The organism is Microbacterium sp. AG238, from assembly GCF_003610405.1.
GTDB lineage: Bacteria > Actinomycetota > Actinomycetes > Actinomycetales > Microbacteriaceae > Microbacterium.
This window is the reverse complement of record NZ_RAQC01000001.1, coordinates 1,419,903-1,435,669: the sequence shown is the minus strand read 5'-3', so window position 1 is coordinate 1,435,669 and position 15,767 is coordinate 1,419,903. Positions and strand designations below refer to the sequence as shown.

General features: G+C 70.7%; 12 protein-coding genes. 7 read left to right on the top strand and 5 right to left on the bottom strand.

The features are described from left to right. Positions 1–6 precede the first annotated feature (6 nt). Positions 7–768 (bottom strand): GntR family transcriptional regulator, encoded by a 762-nt coding sequence (locus DEU36_RS06780; RefSeq protein WP_120263483.1) that lies wholly within the window; start codon positions 766–768, stop codon positions 7–9. A 152-nt stretch (positions 769–920) separates the two neighbouring features. Between DEU36_RS06780 and iolC the strand changes: the two genes are divergently transcribed. The 7 genes from iolC to iolG are packed head-to-tail and all read left to right on the top strand — an operon-like array spanning position 921 to position 9,124. Further along, positions 921–1,889, top strand: coding sequence for a 5-dehydro-2-deoxygluconokinase (gene iolC / locus DEU36_RS06775; protein WP_120263482.1), 969 nt, complete (start codon positions 921–923; stop codon positions 1,887–1,889). Beyond that, positions 1,886–2,764 (top strand): deoxyribose-phosphate aldolase, encoded by an 879-nt coding sequence (locus tag DEU36_RS06770; RefSeq protein ID WP_120263481.1) that lies wholly within the window; start codon positions 1,886–1,888, stop codon positions 2,762–2,764. Before iolC ends, DEU36_RS06770 begins: the two co-directional genes overlap by 4 nt. Positions 2,765–2,790: 26 nt before the next feature. Continuing rightward, positions 2,791–4,341 carry a CoA-acylating methylmalonate-semialdehyde dehydrogenase gene (locus tag DEU36_RS06765; protein WP_120263480.1) on the top strand — a complete coding sequence of 517 codons (1,551 nt, stop codon included), beginning with the start codon at positions 2,791–2,793 and terminating at the stop codon, positions 4,339–4,341. After that, a complete protein-coding gene (gene iolB, locus DEU36_RS06760) occupies positions 4,341–5,252 on the top strand; it encodes a 5-deoxy-glucuronate isomerase (protein WP_120263479.1) in 912 nt (303 codons plus the stop codon). The genes DEU36_RS06765 and iolB overlap by 1 nt, the downstream gene beginning before the upstream one ends. Next, positions 5,249–7,177 carry a 3D-(3,5/4)-trihydroxycyclohexane-1,2-dione acylhydrolase (decyclizing) gene (gene iolD / locus DEU36_RS06755; protein WP_396652156.1) on the top strand — a complete coding sequence of 643 codons (1,929 nt, stop codon included), beginning with the start codon at positions 5,249–5,251 and terminating at the stop codon, positions 7,175–7,177. The genes iolB and iolD overlap by 4 nt, the downstream gene beginning before the upstream one ends. Continuing rightward, positions 7,174–8,091 (top strand): sugar phosphate isomerase/epimerase, encoded by a 918-nt coding sequence (locus tag DEU36_RS06750; RefSeq protein WP_120263477.1) that lies wholly within the window; start codon positions 7,174–7,176, stop codon positions 8,089–8,091. The genes iolD and DEU36_RS06750 overlap by 4 nt, the downstream gene beginning before the upstream one ends. Before the next feature lie 22 nt (positions 8,092–8,113). Next, the gene (iolG, locus tag DEU36_RS06745; RefSeq protein ID WP_120263476.1) at positions 8,114–9,124 is read left to right on the top strand and encodes an inositol 2-dehydrogenase; all 1,011 of its coding nucleotides are present in this window, start codon (positions 8,114–8,116) and stop codon (positions 9,122–9,124) included. Between the two features lie 16 nt (positions 9,125–9,140). Here iolG and DEU36_RS06740 read toward each other — a convergent pair whose 3' ends face one another. Genes DEU36_RS06740 through DEU36_RS06725 form a run of 4 tightly spaced genes read right to left on the bottom strand, consistent with a single transcriptional unit; the run spans position 9,141 to position 15,746 of the window. Then, entirely contained in the window at positions 9,141–10,853 is a 1,713-nt protein-coding gene (locus DEU36_RS06740; RefSeq protein ID WP_120263475.1) for a hypothetical protein, read from the bottom strand. Beyond that, complete coding sequence (locus DEU36_RS06735) at positions 10,850–13,912, bottom strand: glycoside hydrolase family 38 C-terminal domain-containing protein (protein WP_120263474.1); 3,063 nt, start codon at positions 13,910–13,912, stop codon at positions 10,850–10,852. Before DEU36_RS06735 ends, DEU36_RS06740 begins: the two co-directional genes overlap by 4 nt. After that, the gene (locus DEU36_RS06730) at positions 13,912–14,805 is read right to left on the bottom strand and encodes a carbohydrate ABC transporter permease (protein WP_120263473.1); all 894 of its coding nucleotides are present in this window, start codon (positions 14,803–14,805) and stop codon (positions 13,912–13,914) included. The genes DEU36_RS06735 and DEU36_RS06730 overlap by 1 nt, the downstream gene beginning before the upstream one ends. Next, positions 14,799–15,746, bottom strand: coding sequence for a carbohydrate ABC transporter permease (locus DEU36_RS06725; protein WP_220700898.1), 948 nt, complete (start codon positions 15,744–15,746; stop codon positions 14,799–14,801). The genes DEU36_RS06730 and DEU36_RS06725 overlap by 7 nt, the downstream gene beginning before the upstream one ends. Positions 15,747–15,767: the final 21 nt, after the last annotated feature.

Here is a 15,767-nt window from a genome sequence, read left to right as displayed (position 1 = left end):
CACCCGTCAGCGGGCGACGACCGTCGTCTCGAAGGTGTACATGTCGGGTCGGTAGCAGTGGTGACCGAACTCGATCGCGCGGCCGGTGTTGTCGAAAGCGATGCGCTCCATCGTCAGCACCGGTCCGCCGCGCTCGGTTCCCAGCAGCGTGTGCTCATCGCCCTGGGCGCGGCGGGCGCCGATCTTCTGCTTCGCGATGCGGATCGCGATGCCGCGGGCGCGGAGGAGCTGGTAGAGCCCGCGCTCTTCGAGGTCGTCGCGACCCAGGTCGGCGAGGTCGGCGGGAAGATAGTTCTCGAGGATCGCGATCGGCGTCGAGCCGGTGAGCCGCTGTCGGCGCAGGTAGAGGATGTCGGAGCCTTCCGCCACCCCGAGGGCGATCGCGCTCGCCGCGTCGGCAGCGCGCACCTCGTGCTCGAGGACCCGTGTCGCCGGACCCTGCTGGGCGTTGTCGAGGTCTTCGTACAGGCTCGTCAGTTCGACCTGGCGCGTGACCTGGCCCTGCACGACCTGCGTGCCGACGCCGCGGCGGCGGACCAGGAGCCCCTTGTCGACCAGCTCCTGGATGGCGCGACGGATCGTGGGCCGGGAGAGGCCGAGTCGCTCGGCGATGGCGATCTCGTTCTCGAGGCGCGCGCCCGGCGCGATGTTCCCCGTGCGGATCTCGTGCTCGAGCCGCGTCGAGACCTGGAAGTACAGCGGAACGGGGCCGGTCCGATCGAGTTCGGCGCCGATGCTCTCGGGCCAGACGGTGTCGGCGGTGGTCATCGTCGTGTCATCCCCTCGACGCGCCGGGTGCGGAAGCGCGAATGTGCCGACAATATATCTTTTTCGCCCTGGGCGGCAGTCACCCTTGTCTCCCCGTTTGCTATTGAGCTATTGTTAGGACATGACCGCCGCAACGGAGAGAACGGTAGCCCGTGCACGACAGCGTTGAGACCGCTCCGGGCGCAGATCTCCTCGCGCTCGGCCGATTGGGGGTGGACCTCTATCCGTTGCAGCACGGTGTCGGATTGGAGGACGTGTCGACCTTCGGGAAGTTCCTGGGCGGTTCCGCCGCGAATGTCACGGTCGCAGCGGCGCGCCATGGTCGCGCGAGCGGTCTCGTATCGCGTGTGGGCGATGACCCGTTCGGCCGCTACCTGCTCGCCGAGCTCGAACGCCTCGGTGTCGATGCCTCCGGGGTCGGGGTCGACCCCGTCCTGAAGACGCCGATCACGTTCTGCGAGATCTTCCCTCCCGACGACTTCCCCCTGTACTTCTACCGCGAGCCTTCGGCGCCCGACCTCAACATCGAGGCGTCCGACCTCGATGCGGAGTCGATCCGGCGCGCGCGCATCCTGTGGGTCACCCTCACGGGCTTCAGCCGCGAACCGAGCCGCGCCGCCCACCTGGCCGCGCTCGACGCGCGCCAGCGCCGTTCCCACACTGTCCTCGACCTGGACTTCCGGCCCATGTTCTGGGACGACCGGGCCGATGCGACCGCGTTCGCGAAACACGCCATCGGTCACGTGGACATCGTCGTCGGCAATCGCGAGGAATGCGAGGTCGCCGTCGGTGAGACCGATCCCGATCGGGCCGCAGAAGCGCTGCTCGCACGGGGCGTCTCTCTCGCGATCGTCAAACTCGGACCGCGAGGCGTGCTCGCGCGCACGGCTGACGAGAGCGTCATCGTGCCGCCGCATCCCGTCGAGGTCGTGAACGGACTCGGTGCGGGCGACGCGTTCGGCGGCGCGCTGTGCCACGGCCTTCTCGAAGGGTGGGGGCTGGAACGGATGCTGCGCTTCGCGAACGCCGCCGGCGCCATCGTGGCATCGCGTCTGGAATGCTCCACCGCCATGCCCACCACAGCAGAGGTCGAGGGCGCACTGACGGAGGTCGGTCGTTGAGCCGCGTCGATATCGAAGCCGTCCGCGAAGCGCGTGCGGAGCGACCCGAGCGGATCGCCCGCGCCTTCGCGGAACGGCGGCGGAGGCCGCTCACGCGCGGCGACGGACGTCTGTTCATCGTCGCCGCGGACCACCCCGCCCGCGGGGCTCTCGGGGTGGGGGGCAATCCGCTCGCGATGGCCGACCGTGACGGCCTCCTGGAGCGCCTGGCGATCGCGCTGTCGCGCCCGGGCGTCGACGGGGTGCTCGGAACCCCCGACATCATCGACGACCTCGCCCTCCTCGGGTTGCTCGATGACAAGATCGTCGTCGGCTCGATGAACCGCGGCGGGCTGCGGGGTGCGAGCTTCGAGATGGACGACCGCTTCACGGCCTACGACGTTCCGACGATGACGGCGAGCGGGATCGACTTCGCCAAGACGCTGATGCGCATCGACCTCGCCGACGCCGCGACGGCGGACACCCTCGAAGCGACAGCGCGGGCCGTGACGCAGGCCGCAGCCGCCAAGCTCCCCATCATGCTCGAGCCCTTCCTGAGCCGCCGCGTGGACGGGACGGTGGTGAACGACCTCTCCACCGAGGCCGTCATCCACTCGGTCGCGATCGCGTCGGGGCTCGGCGCCAGCAGCGCCTACACCTGGATGAAGCTGCCGGTGGTCGAGGAGATGGAGCGGGTCATGGCCGCGACGACCCTTCCGACGTTGCTGCTCGGCGGCGACAACGGCGCATCGCCCGACGAGACCTACCGCTCGTGGGAGAACGCGCTCGCCCTGCCGGGCGTACGCGGGCTCACCGTTGGCCGCACCCTCCTGTACCCGCACGACGACGACGTCGAAACGGCGATCGACATCGCCGCACGGCTCGTCCACCCCTGACGCCCGATTCCGAGAGGACCCCCCTCATGGCTGCATCCGCGACCGCCGACCCGACCGGCGACGTCCCCGTCATCCCGCACTGGATCGACGGAGCCGAATACGCGCCCGACGGCACCCGGACCGCACCGGTCTTCAACCCGGCGACCGGGCGGGTCAGCGGCGAGGTGGCGCTCGCCGACGAGCAGACGATCGAGCGGGCCATCGCGTCTGCGCGGCGAGGGTTCGAGGTCTGGTCCCGGTACTCCGTCGCACGTCGCCAGAGCGTGCTGTTCGCGTTCCGTGAGCTGCTGAACGCCCGCAAGCCCGAGCTCGCCCGCATCATCACCGCCGAGCACGGCAAGGTCGTCTCGGACGCGATGGGCGAGATCCTGCGCGGCCAGGAGGTCGTCGAGCTGGCGACCGGGTTCCCGCACCTGATCAAGGGCGCGTTCAGCGAGAACGCATCGACGGGCATCGACGTCTACTCCATCAAGCAGCCTCTCGGAGTCGTCGGCATCGTGTCGCCGTTCAACTTCCCGGCGATGGTCCCCATGTGGTTCTTCCCCGTCGCGCTGGCCGCAGGCAACGCGGTCGTGCTCAAGCCGAGCGAGAAGGACCCCTCCGCGGCGCTCTGGCTCGCGCGTCTCTGGCAGGAGGCCGGACTCCCCGACGGCGCGTTCACGGTGCTGCAGGGAGACAAGCTCGCCGTCGATGGCCTGCTGGAGAGCCCCGACGTCGCATCGATCTCGTTCGTCGGCTCGACTCCCATCGCGCAGTACATCTACGAGACAGCCTCCCGCCACGGCAAGCGCGTGCAGGCGCTCGGCGGCGCGAAGAACCACATGCTCGTGCTGCCCGACGCCGACCTCGACCTCGTCGCCGATCAGGCCGTCAACGCCGGGTACGGTGCGGCGGGGGAGCGCTGCATGGCCATCAGCGTGGTGCTCGCCGTCGAGCCCGTCGCCGACGCGCTCATCGCGAGGATCGGTGACCGCATCGCGGCGTTGCGCGTCGGCGACGGCTCGGCCGACACCGAGCCCGACATGGGGCCGCTCATCTCCCGGGCCCACCGCGACAAGGTCTCGGAATACGTCGACATCGCCGAAGCCGATGGCGCCCGCATCGTCGTCGATGGGCGCCGGTTCTCGGTGGCCGGGCACGAGGACGGGTTCTTCTTCGGGCCCACGCTGATCGACGGCATCCCGACCTCGTCACGCGCCTACCAGGAGGAGATCTTCGGACCCGTGCTCGCGGTCGTCCGCGTCGCGACCTTCGAGGAAGGCGTCGCGCTCATCAACTCCGGTCGCTTCGGCAACGGAACCGCGATCTTCACGAACGACGGCGGCGCCGCACGCCGGTTCCAGAACGAGGTCGAAGTCGGGATGATCGGTATCAACGTGCCGATCCCGGTGCCGGTGGCCTACCACTCGTTCGGCGGCTGGAAGCAGTCGCTCTTCGGTGATGCGAAGGCGTACGGCGTGCACGGTTTCGAGTTCTTCACGCGCGAGAAGGCGGTGACGAGCCGGTGGCTCGACCCGGCGACCCGGGGCTCATCCGAGCACGGCGGGATCAACCTCGGCTTCCCGCAGAACTCCTGATGAGCGCCACCTGGTTCCACCGGCGCGGCGCGCTCGCGCACGGCGTCTGGGAGAGCGTCGTCGACGCGGCTCTTCCCGGGTGGCAGCACACCGGGTTGCACGTGGCCGAGCTCGCGGAGGGTGACGAGGTCGCGCTCGACGACGACGGCGCGGAGCGGATCGTCGTGCCCCTGCGCGGCAGCTTCACCGTCGAGCACCGCGAGGGTCTCGAGCCGCGGAGGACGGTCCTCCGCGGACGTCCCTCGGTGTTCGCCGGCCCGACGGACGTCCTGTACGTCTCGGCGGGGTCGACGCTTCGCATCACCGGCGTCGGTCGGGTCGCCGTCGCCTCGTCGCCCACCGACGAGCGGCACCCCAGCCGTCACATCACCGCCGACGAAGTGGCTGTCGAACTGCGCGGCGCGGGAGCATCGAGCCGTCAGGTGCACAACTTCGGCACCCCGGGCTCGCTCGATGCGGCCCGTCTCATCGTCTGCGAGGTGGTGACCCCGGCGGGGAACTGGTCGTCGTATCCAGCCCACAAGCACGACGAGCACGTGCCCGGCCACGAGAGCCGCCTCGAGGAGATCTACTACTTCGAGAGCGCGCCCGTCGCCGGTGCTGGCCCGGCGGCGGACCCCGATGCGGCATTCGGGCTGTTCTCGACGACCTCCTCGCCCGTCGGCGAGATCGCGATCGACGAGCAGGTGCGCACGGGGGACATCGCTCTCGTGCCCTACGGTTATCACGGTCCCGCCGTGGCAGCCCCCGGCTACGACCTCTACTACCTGAACGTCATGGCCGGCCCGGGGCCCGAGCGGGCCTGGCTCATCAGCGACGACCCCGCCCACGCCTGGGTGCGCGAGACCTGGCGCACCGAGCAGATCGATCCGCGCCTGCCATACGGCGGCGGCGCCGACGAGGAGAGATGATGACCCGCACGAGACGGATGACGGTCAGCCAGGCGCTGGTGGAGTTCCTCGCGCACCAGTGGACGGTCGACGGCGACATCCGCGAACGCACGATCCCCGGAGTGCTCGGCATCTTCGGCCACGGCAACGTCGCCGGGATCGGACAGGCCCTCGCTCAGCTGAACGCGAGCGCCCCCGACCTCATGCCGTACCATCAGGCGCGCAACGAGCAGGCGATGGTCCATCAGGCGGTCGGCTACGCCCGGATGCGGCGGCGGCGGGCGACGTTCGCGGCAGCGGCATCCGTCGGCCCGGGCGCCACCAACATGCTCACGGGCGCCGCGCTCGCGACGACCAACCGGCTGCCGGCGCTCCTGCTTCCGAGCGACACCTTCGCCACCCGCGTCGCCGACCCGGTGCTCCAGCAGCTGGAGCAGCCCGGCGACATCGGCCTCACCGTCAACGACGCCTTCCGGCCGCTCTCGCGGTTCTTCGATCGGGTCCAGCGTCCCGAACAGCTCTTCTCGATCGCGCTGGCGGCGATGCGCGTGCTGACCGACCCGGTCGAGACCGGCGCCGTGACGATCGCGCTCCCCGAGGACGTGCAGGCCGAGGCGATCGACGTGCCGCTGGAATTCCTGGCCGACCGCGAATGGCACGTGCGTCGCCCGGTGCCCGAGGCAGGCCCACTCGCCCGGGCTCTGGAGGCGATCGCGACCGCGGAACGCCCGTTGATCGTCGCCGGGGGCGGCGTGATCTACTCCGGCGCCGAAGAGGCGCTCGCCGAGTTCGCGAGCCGCACCGGCATCCCGGTCGCCACGACGCAGGCCGGCGGCGGGTCGATGCCCTGGGACCACCCGCAGTACGTCGGGGCGGTGGGCTCCACCGGTACGACAGCGGCGAACTCCCTGGCCGCAGACGCGGATGTCGTCATCGGGATCGGCACGCGCTACAGCGACTTCACCACGGCGTCGCGCACGGCCTTCCAGCACCCGTCGGTGCGCTTCGTCAACGTCAACGTCGCATCGTTCGACGCGCACAAGCACGGCACCGATCTGCCGGTCATCGCCGACGCCCGCGAGACGCTCGTGGCGGCCCTGCGCGACCTGGCCCGCCACCACGTGTCGCGGGAGTACGCCGCACGCATCGCCGAGCACAAGGCGAGGTGGGACGCCGCGGTCGACGCGGCCTTCGTCGCCTCGCACCTCGACCGGCCCGGACAGCCCGAGCTGATCGGCGCGGTGCACGCCGCCACCGACCCCGCCGATGTCATGGTGCAGGCCGCCGGATCCCTGCCGGGCGACCTCCACAAGCTCTGGCGTGTTCGCGATCCGCTCGGCTACCACGTGGAGTACGCCTTCTCGACCATGGGGTACGAGATCGCCGGTGCTCTCGGCGCGAAGCGCGCGCTGCTCGCCGCCGGCGACGACCGCGACGTCATCACGATGGTGGGCGACGGGTCGTACCTGATGCTGCACTCGGAGCTCGCGACCGCCGTCGCCGAACGCATCAAGATCATCGTCGTGATCGTCCAGAATCACGGCTACGCCTCGATCGGGCATCTCTCCGAGACGGTCGGATCCGCGCGCTTCGGCACGCGCTACCGCATGCTCGACGACGAGGCACGCAACTTCGAGAGCGGGCAGACGCTGCCCGTCGACCTCGCCGCCAACGCCCGCAGCTACGGCGTCGACGTCATCGAGATCGCGCCCGGACCGGATGCCGCGGCGCAGCTCACCGCCGCGGTGACGCGCGCGAAGGCCGCCGACACCGCCACCGTCATCCACGTCGAGTCCGACCCCCTCATCTACGCCCCGGACGGCTCGGGCTGGTGGGATGTGCCCGTGGCCGAGGTCGCCGAACTCGAGACGACGGCGCGTGCCCGTGAGGATTACGAGCGGCAGCGCGGCACGCAGCGGCCCCTGCTGGGACAGGAAGAAGCATGAAAGCGACGGTCGCCGGAGCGCCCGTGAGCTTCGGGGTGTTCGAGCTCACCCCCGACGGCGCCGAGACCGTCACGGCGGACGAGATGCTCGAGGCCCTCGTCGCGACGGGTTACGACGGCGTCGACCTCGGGCCGGCGGGGTTCCTCGGCGAAGGCGACGCCCTCGCCGAGCGTCTCCGGCGGTTCGGGCTCGGCCTCGCCGGCGGGTGGGTGCAGCTGCCGTTCTCGGACGACGAGGCGTTCGCCGCGGCCCTGCCCGAGCTCGAGTCGGCGCTGCGCAGCTTCGTCGCCGCGGGCGAGGCTGTGGGCGGCCGGCTGCCGTTGCCGACGCTCGCCGACGACGGCTCGGCCGCGCGCCGCGCCGCTCCCGGACGCGGCGCAGAGGTCGACCGGCTCGACGATGCCGCGTGGGATCGCCTCGCACGCAACGCCGAACGCGCGGTCGCGCTCGTGCGCGCCGCCGGACTCGAGCCGACCTTCCACCACCACGCCGGCACGTTCGTCGAGTCACCCGCCGAGATCGACCGCTTCCTCGGACGCGTCGACATCGGCCTGACCCTCGACACGGGGCATCTCGCCCTCGGCGGCGGCGACCCGGTCGACGCGGTGCGCCGTTGGGGCGATCGCATCAACCACCTGCACCTGAAGGACGTCGACCTCGGCCGCCTGCGCGCGGTCCTCGCCGCGGGCGGGGGGATGCGCGAGGTCTGGTCATCGGGCGTCTTCGTCGCGTTCGGGCACGGCGACCTCGACGTCGTCCCCGTCATGGCCGCGATGGCCGAGCGCGACTTCGATGGCTGGGTCGTCGTGGAGCAGGACGTCCTGAACGGCCCCGAGACCGCGATCGACGCCTTCCTGCGCGAGCGCACCGCCGACCAGCAGACCAACCGCGACGCGCTGCGCGACTGGCTGTGACCCACGACAGACGGAGAGAACCGTGACCACTTCCCCCATCCGCTTCGGACTCATCGGCACCGGTCGCATCGGCCAGGTCCATGCCGTCAACATCGCCGCGTCGCCCGACACCACGCTCACCTGGGTCGCCGACCCGTTCATCGCCGGCGCCACGGGCGTCGCCGAGCGCTTCGGCGGCCGCGCGACGGAGTCCGCCGACGAGATGCTCGCCTCGGGCGACGTGGACGCGGTCATCATCGCGTCGCCCACCCCGACGCACGTGGACCTCATCGCGGCGGCCCTGGACCGCGGCATCCCGGTGCTGTGCGAGAAGCCGATCGATCTCGACCTGGCTCGCGTCGATGCTCTCCGGCCCCGCGTCGCGGCGAGCGGCGTGCCGGTGGCCCTCGGTTTCAACCGCCGCTTCGACCCGGCGTTCGCCGAGGTCCACGCGCGCGTCGGCGCCGGCGAGGTGGGCGAGCTCGAGCAGCTCACGATCATCAGCCGCGACCCCGCCGCGCCTCCCGCGTCGTACATCGCGGTCTCCGGCGGCATCTTCCGCGACATGACGATCCACGACTTCGACATGGCGCGCTTCTTCGTGTCCGACATCGTCGAGGTCTCCGCGACGGCCACGACGACGTTCGACGCCGGGGCCCGCGAGCACGGCGACGTCGACACCGCGGTCACCGTGCTTCGCGCGGCATCCGGTGCGATCGTCACGATCATCAACTCGCGCCACAGCGCGAGCGGATACGACCAGCGCCTCGAGGCGTTCGGCGCTCGCGGCTCGCTGCAGGTGGCCAACGCCGGGACGAGTCTCGTCAGCGCCTCGACGGCGGCGAGCGTCGAGGCCCGTCCGCCGTACCAGGACTTCTTCCTCGAGCGTTACGCCGCGTCGTACGCCGCCGAGCTGGCGGAGTTCGTCAAGGCCGTCCGCGGCGAGGCGTCGACGAGCCCTTCGTTCGAGGACGGTCGTGCCGCGCTCGTGCTCGCCGATGCCGCGCAACGTTCGCTCGCCGAGCGCGTCGCCGTCGCGGTCTCGTTCGACTGAAGCCGGGCGAGGCGCGTCAGCGTACGCGGCGCAGGACCACCTCGGCGCGACCGGGCGTCGTGCCGGTGAGGTAGACGCGCGGCCCGCCGAGGGCGTCCGTGCCGCCGAGATAGGTGTAGTCCTCACCCGGAAGGTAACCGGCGGCGCCGGGCACCCCGCGATCCGCTCCGGCTGAAATGCCGAACTCGATGGCGTCGTCGCCGACGCGGTAACGCGCGGTGCCCGCAGCCAGGACGGCGGTCCCGTCGGGCGCCGGCTCGACGCCCTCGAAGGTCCCGCCGGGCCGGAAGGCGAGTTCCAGGCTCCACGTGCACAGCGGCCCGTCGGTGTCGATCACGAGGTCGGCACCGCTTTCGGAGGGAAGCACCGCGATGCGCGTGTGCAGCGCGACCTCGTCGCGGGGGCGCACGTCGAACGACATCGCCGCCGAGAACCGGCCTTCGTCGACCAGGCGGTAGTCGCCACCCGCTCGGTGGCGCTCGGTGGCGAGCGGGCCGAAGTAAGCGGGAGAGAGCCGCTCGTCGAGGACGAACTCGTCGTCGGAGACGGTCAGCGAGTCGGCTCGGAACGGGCCGAGCCCGAAGAAGTGACGTGACAGGCGCGCCGATTCGAGCACGGCCGCGCCCGCGAACAGACGCAGGAACGTCGGGTTCGTGGCGAGACCCGAGCGGATGCGGCCGGCCGCGGCATAGTCGGAACCGCCGAACACGGTGATAGTGCGCTCGGGCGTGTGATCGACGACGAGCCCGGACGACGGCCACACACTCCGCAACCGTGCCGCGGGGGCCGCGGTGTCGGGGAGCGGTCCCGCGATGGCCGGGTGCAGCAGCACGTCCGCCAGTGCCGTCTGGGGGTCGATGACCGGCTCGGATGCCGCGACCCGGGCCGCCCACGCGAGATCAGCGCGGCCGGTCTCGATCGCGAGCCGGCGGTAGAGCGTCGCGAAGGGGGCGAGCGGGAACCGCGTCTCGCGCTGGTCCTGGCGGCGGGAGTGCACGGTCTCGACCGATCCATCGGGCTGGATCAGGCCGAGCGTGGACGCGAGGTTGCGTTCCACGACGGCACGCAGCGCGGGCAGGTCGAGGATGTCGGCGACGGCGAGCAGCGACGGGTTCGAGACGTAGACGGCGTAGTTCGCGCTGCGCTCGGAGTACTGGCCGTCGGGCGCGATGTCGATGCCCTCGGCGAGCCAGTGCCGGGCACGCTCGACCAGCCGTTCGTCGGGCCGGTGCCGGTGCAGGCGGGCGAGCGCCGCCGTGAGCTCCCACCGGTGGTTCGGGGTGTGCACACCGCCGGCGAGCATCGCGGGTGCTGCGCGGTCGGCGATGGCCCCCAGCATCGTGCCGAGGGCGCTCAACCGATCGTCGCCCGAACGCCGGATGAGCTCGAGGATGTCGCCGACGTCGTTGATCGTGAAGCCGCTGTCGGGCGGCGACTCGACGTTGTCGCCGCCGAGGAACAAGCCCGTCGGCGACTGCAGCTCCGCGAGGACCGAGGCGTACCGCTCCGCGCGCGCCACGGCGGCGGGGTCGCCGGTGAACACCGACGTCGGGGAGAGGTAGACGGCCACCAGGAGCTTCGCGCGTCGCATGGACTCCCGGTGCGGGCCGAGCGGCGCTTCCGCGACGTCGACGGGCTCATCCATCAGGGCAGCGGCCGCGGCGTCGGCGGCGGCCACGACATCGGTCAGGAACGTGTCGGGCGGGAAGATCTCGGTGTCGCGGCTCATGGGGTCTCCGGGGTCAGCAGGCGGGCGCGCAGGGTCGCGACCTCGAAAGCTCGCAGGTCGAGGGCGACCGTGCGATCGTCGCGCAACGTGGCGGCGCCGGCTCGGCCGCCGCCGACGGTCTCGACGAGATCGCAGACCTCGAGCGAGGCGAGCGGCACGTCGAACCGGAGAGCGCCGGACGACCGCGCGCCGCGCTGCTCGAACACCCGGACGATCAGGTCGCCGCTGCCGTCGGCGGCGAGCTTGACGGCCGAGACGACCACGTCGGTCCCGTCGCTCGCGACGAGCGGCGCGACGGGACCGGACCCGTCGACCTCGCGCAGCGGCGAGCCCACGATCGTGCCCCAGTGGGCCGCATCGGTCGTCGTCTCGGCCGGCGCGAAGATCGAGACGAACTCGTGCGTGCCCTGGTCTGCATCCGGATCGGGGAATGTGGGCGCACGCAGCAGAGACTGTCGAACGGTCGTCACGGTTCCCTGTTCGTCCGTCGTGCGCGTCGCGTCGTGTCCGTACAGGCCGTCGTTGACGATCGCAGCTCCGGTACCCGGCTCCGCGACGTGCACCCACCGATGTGCGCAGACCTCGTAGCGTGCGGCATCCCACGACGTGTTCGCGTGCAGTGCACGACGCACGTGTCCGAACTGCGTCTCGTAAGCGGCGTCCTGCGCGTGCACGGCGACGGGGAAGGCGAGTTTGAGCAGGCGATGCCGCTCATGCCAGTCGACGCGCGTGCGGATGCGCACGGCGCCGCCGACGGGGTGGATGTCGACCCACTGCTCCACCTGGCCGTGGGGGAGGGGGTGGACGACGTGCACGGCTCCGCTCTCGGTGAGCCGGGCCGCGCCGCCGTCGACGTCGGTCGTCGTGAGGCGGTACGAGGCGTCGAGCTCCCAGGCGTCCCATTTCGCGGGAGCATCGACATGCAGCTGGAGCAGCCCGCCTCGATGCCCCGCCGGGATGAGCTCCCGGCCGTCCGGCAGGGCGCGGACGCTGCGCAGCGTGCCGTCGGGACCGACGAGGACGTCGATGCTCTCCGAGCGCAGCCGGAAGCCGTCCGCGACCGGTTCGGCCGAGAACGGTGCCGCGGCCGGGGCAGGTCCTGCGGCCCCGGGGGAGATCGCTCCGATGGGCGAGGACGCGGGGTTCAGCGCGAGCCGGGTCGAGCCAGACCCGACCAGAGCGGCGATCGCGGCAGCGATGATCGCCTCGAGACGCGCGGTCGTCTCAGCGTGGGACCGCTCTGCTTCGCGATGGACCCACGCGATGGCGCTGCCGGGCAGGATGTCGTGGAACTGCAGCAGCAGCACTTCGCGCCAGAGCTCGTCGAAATCTGCGGCGGGGTAGGGCGTGCCGCGCCGGACGTGGGCCGCGGCGCTCCACAGCTCCGCCTCGACGAGGAGAGCCTCGTTGCGCCGGTTGCCGCGCTTGGTGCGCATCTGCGACGTGTAGATACCGCGGTGGAACTGCAGGTACATCTCGCCCGCCCACACCGGCGGGGCCGCTGGTTCGTCGGCGGCCTCGACGAAGAACTCGCGCGGAGTGCCGAAGGTCACGGTGGGCGATCCTTCGAGATCGGCCTGCAGTCGCGCATCGGTCATCATCTCGCGGGTGGGGCCGCCGCCGCCGTCGCCGTATCCGAACGGCATGAGCGATCGCGAGCTCGCGGCGTGATCGGCGAAGTTCCGCACGCTGCGGGCGAGTTCGGTCGGACGCATATCGCCGCTGTAGGTGTTGTTCGGCGGGAAGTGCGTGAAGATCCGAGAACCGTCGAGGCCCTCCCACACGAACGAGTGGTGGGGCATCGTGTCGCCGTCGTTCCAGCACATCTTCTGCGTGAAGAACCAGCGCAGCCCGGCGCCGCGCAGCAGCTGGGGAAGCGATGCGGGAAAGCCGAACGAGTCGGGCAGCCAGCCGACGTCGCTCCGTGCCCCGAAATGCTCCTCGAAGAACCGGGTGCCGAAGAGCAGCTGGCGCGCGACCGATTCGCCGGAGGGCATGTTGACGTCGGATTCGACCCACATGTTGCCGACCGGCACGAACCGCCCCTCGGCGACGCGCTCGGCGACGCGGGCGAACAGCTCGGGATCGCTGCGGCGCACCCAGTCGAAATGCTGTGCCGACGAGCTCACGAAGACCGCATCGGGGTCGGCGGCCATGAGGTCGAGGACGTTGGCGAAGGTCCGGGTGACCTTCCGCACCGTCTCGCGCGTCGGCCACAGCCAGGCCGAGTCGATGTGCGCGTGCCCCGTCGCCGTGATGCGGTGCGCGGATGCCACGGCCGGCGACGCCAGCAGCGGCGCGAGCATGTCTCGGGCCGCGTTCGCCCCGTGGGACGGATCGTCGGGGTCGACCGCGTACAGCGCGCGCTCGAGACCGTCGAGGATGCGGGCTCGGCGCGGATCCGTCGGCGACAGCTCGCGTACGAGACCCACGAGGACGATGACCTCGCGACGCAGGCGTTCGACCGTCTCGTCGACGAGTCGCACCTCCATGTCGCCGAGACGGTAGAGCGGGGCGGCGCCGGCGGTGGCTTTGTCGCCGAGCGCCGTGGGGGCGAAGGCGAGCGGGCTGCGGAAGTCGTCGCCGCCGGAGAGGTCGGGGTTGGCGGCCGCCTCGACGGTGAACGAGAACTCCTCGCCCGCGCCGGCGACGACCGGGACGTGATGGTTGCGCGGCTCGAGGCCCTTGACGACCGACCCCGCGGTCGTGCGCACCAGCCCCTCGCACTGGAAGCCGGGCTTGGCCTGTGAGAACCCGAGGTCGAGCGACAGCTCGACGCGGCCGTCGCATCCGGCCCACTCCGCGGGAACCCGACCCTCGACGAGGAACCACGTCGTGCCCCACGCCCGGCCCCAGGCGGAGCCGGGGTCGATCGGAGTGAAGTCGGCATCGCGCCGCATCCGCTCGACCGACACCGGCTCGCCCGGCAGATCGCCCTCGTCGGGCACCTGCCAGGCCGAGACCGTCAGGGGGCGCCGATCGGCGACCACCGCGCGTGCGAGGTGGTCGCCGACGAAACGATCGACGCGTTCGAGGATCAGGTCGTCCCGCGCGGGCATCAGTCCTTCAGCCCCGCATTGATGTTCGACGACGTGATGTACCGCTGGAAAACGAGGTACAGCGCGATCAGGGGGAGCATCGAGAGCACGGAGGCCGACAACAGGATCGTCCACTCGATGTTCTCGGCGCCGACGAGGGCGCGCAGGGCGATCTGCAGCGTGAACTGATCGGGGTTGCCGAGGATGATGAGCGGGAAGATGTAGTCGTTCCAGCGCCACTGGAACGACATGATGGCGAGCGTCAGTGCGATGGGGCGGGCCAACGGCATCATGATGCGGAAGAAGATGCCGAACTCGCTCGCACCGTCGATGCGTGCCGCCTGCATGAGCTCGTCGGGGATCGTGATGAAGAACTGCCGGAACATGAACACTCCGGTCGGCGTGATGATCGACGGGATGATCACACCGGCGAGCGAGTTGTAGAGCCCCAGGTCACGGATGACGATGAACAGCGGGTTGAGGATGACCTCGCCCGGCAGCATCGTCATCGACAGGATGCAGAGCCCGAGCACGCTCAGCCACGGGTTCTTGTACTTCGCCAGGGCGTAACCGGTCATCGCGCAGAGCGCGACGGTCAGGACGGTGGTGACCGTCGCCACGATCGCGGTGTTGAGGAAGTAGCGCGCGAAGTCGATGCGCTCGAGCGCCGCAGCGTAGCCGTCGAGCGTCCACTCCCGCGGGAAGAACGACAGCGGGTAGCTGAAGAGCTCGCTGCCGGGCTTGAACGACGAGAGCAGGAACCACAGCAGCGGGAAGAGCATGAGAACCGCGAGCACCCAGAGCATCGTCGTGGGGAGGATCGACTTGCGGATGCGGCCCTGCGTGCGGCGGCGGCGCTCGTAGCGCTTGGTCCGCTTGTCGTCGGGGACGGTGATGGCGTAGGTGGTCACCATGCGTTGTTGCTCCTCCGGCTGATGCGCAGCTGGATCACGGCGATGATCATGAGGATCACCAGGAGGACCATGGACGCCGCGCTGGCGTAGCCGATCTCGGATTGCTTGAAGCCGGTCTCGTAGATGTACTGCACGATCAGGCGGTTCTGGGTGCCGGGGCCGCCGCCGTTGAGGGATTGGATGAGCGCGAACTCCTTCATGTGCCCGAGGGTCGACAGGAGGATCACGAGCACCGAGGTCGGGGCGATCGAGGGCAGGGTGATGTTGCGGAACCGCTGCCACCCGTTCGCGCCGTCGAGCTCCGCCGCCTCGTAGTACGACTTCGGCACGTTGTTGAGCGCGGCGACGAACAGGAGCATGTTGAAGGCCGCTCCGCCCCAGGAAGACGCCACGATCACGACGAGCAGCGACAGGTCGGCGTTCGACGACCACGGCACGCCTTCGCCGCCGAGGGTGCGGATGATGAAGTTCACGAAGCCGAAGCTCTCGCCGAACATCCAGCGCCAGATGACACCGGTGACGATGGGGGAGACGAGCCAGGGCAGGAAGAAGATGATGCGGGCGGCCGTCTTGCCTCGTGCCCACACCGCGTTGATGGCGACCGCCATCGCGAGCGAGAGCGCGTAGCTGAGGGGAACCGCGAACAGCGTGAAGACGAACGTGCGGGCCAGCGCGCCGTAGAAGCCCGGATCGGTCATCAGCTCGACGTAGTTGGCGAGGCCGACGAACTCGGCGTCGCCCCAGCCGCGGAAGTCCGTCAGCGAGTACGAGAGCCCGAGCACACCCGGCCACAGGAAGAACAGCGCGAACAGCGCGGCGGTTCCCACCGTGAAGATGAACGGCGCGAGCCGGTAGCGCCCGAAGACGCGCTTGCGGGGACGGGGCGCGCCGGGCGCCCCCGCCGTGGGGGCGGAGGCGTCCGGCGTGATGGTTGCAGTCATGCGATGGGCTCCCCTGGGGAG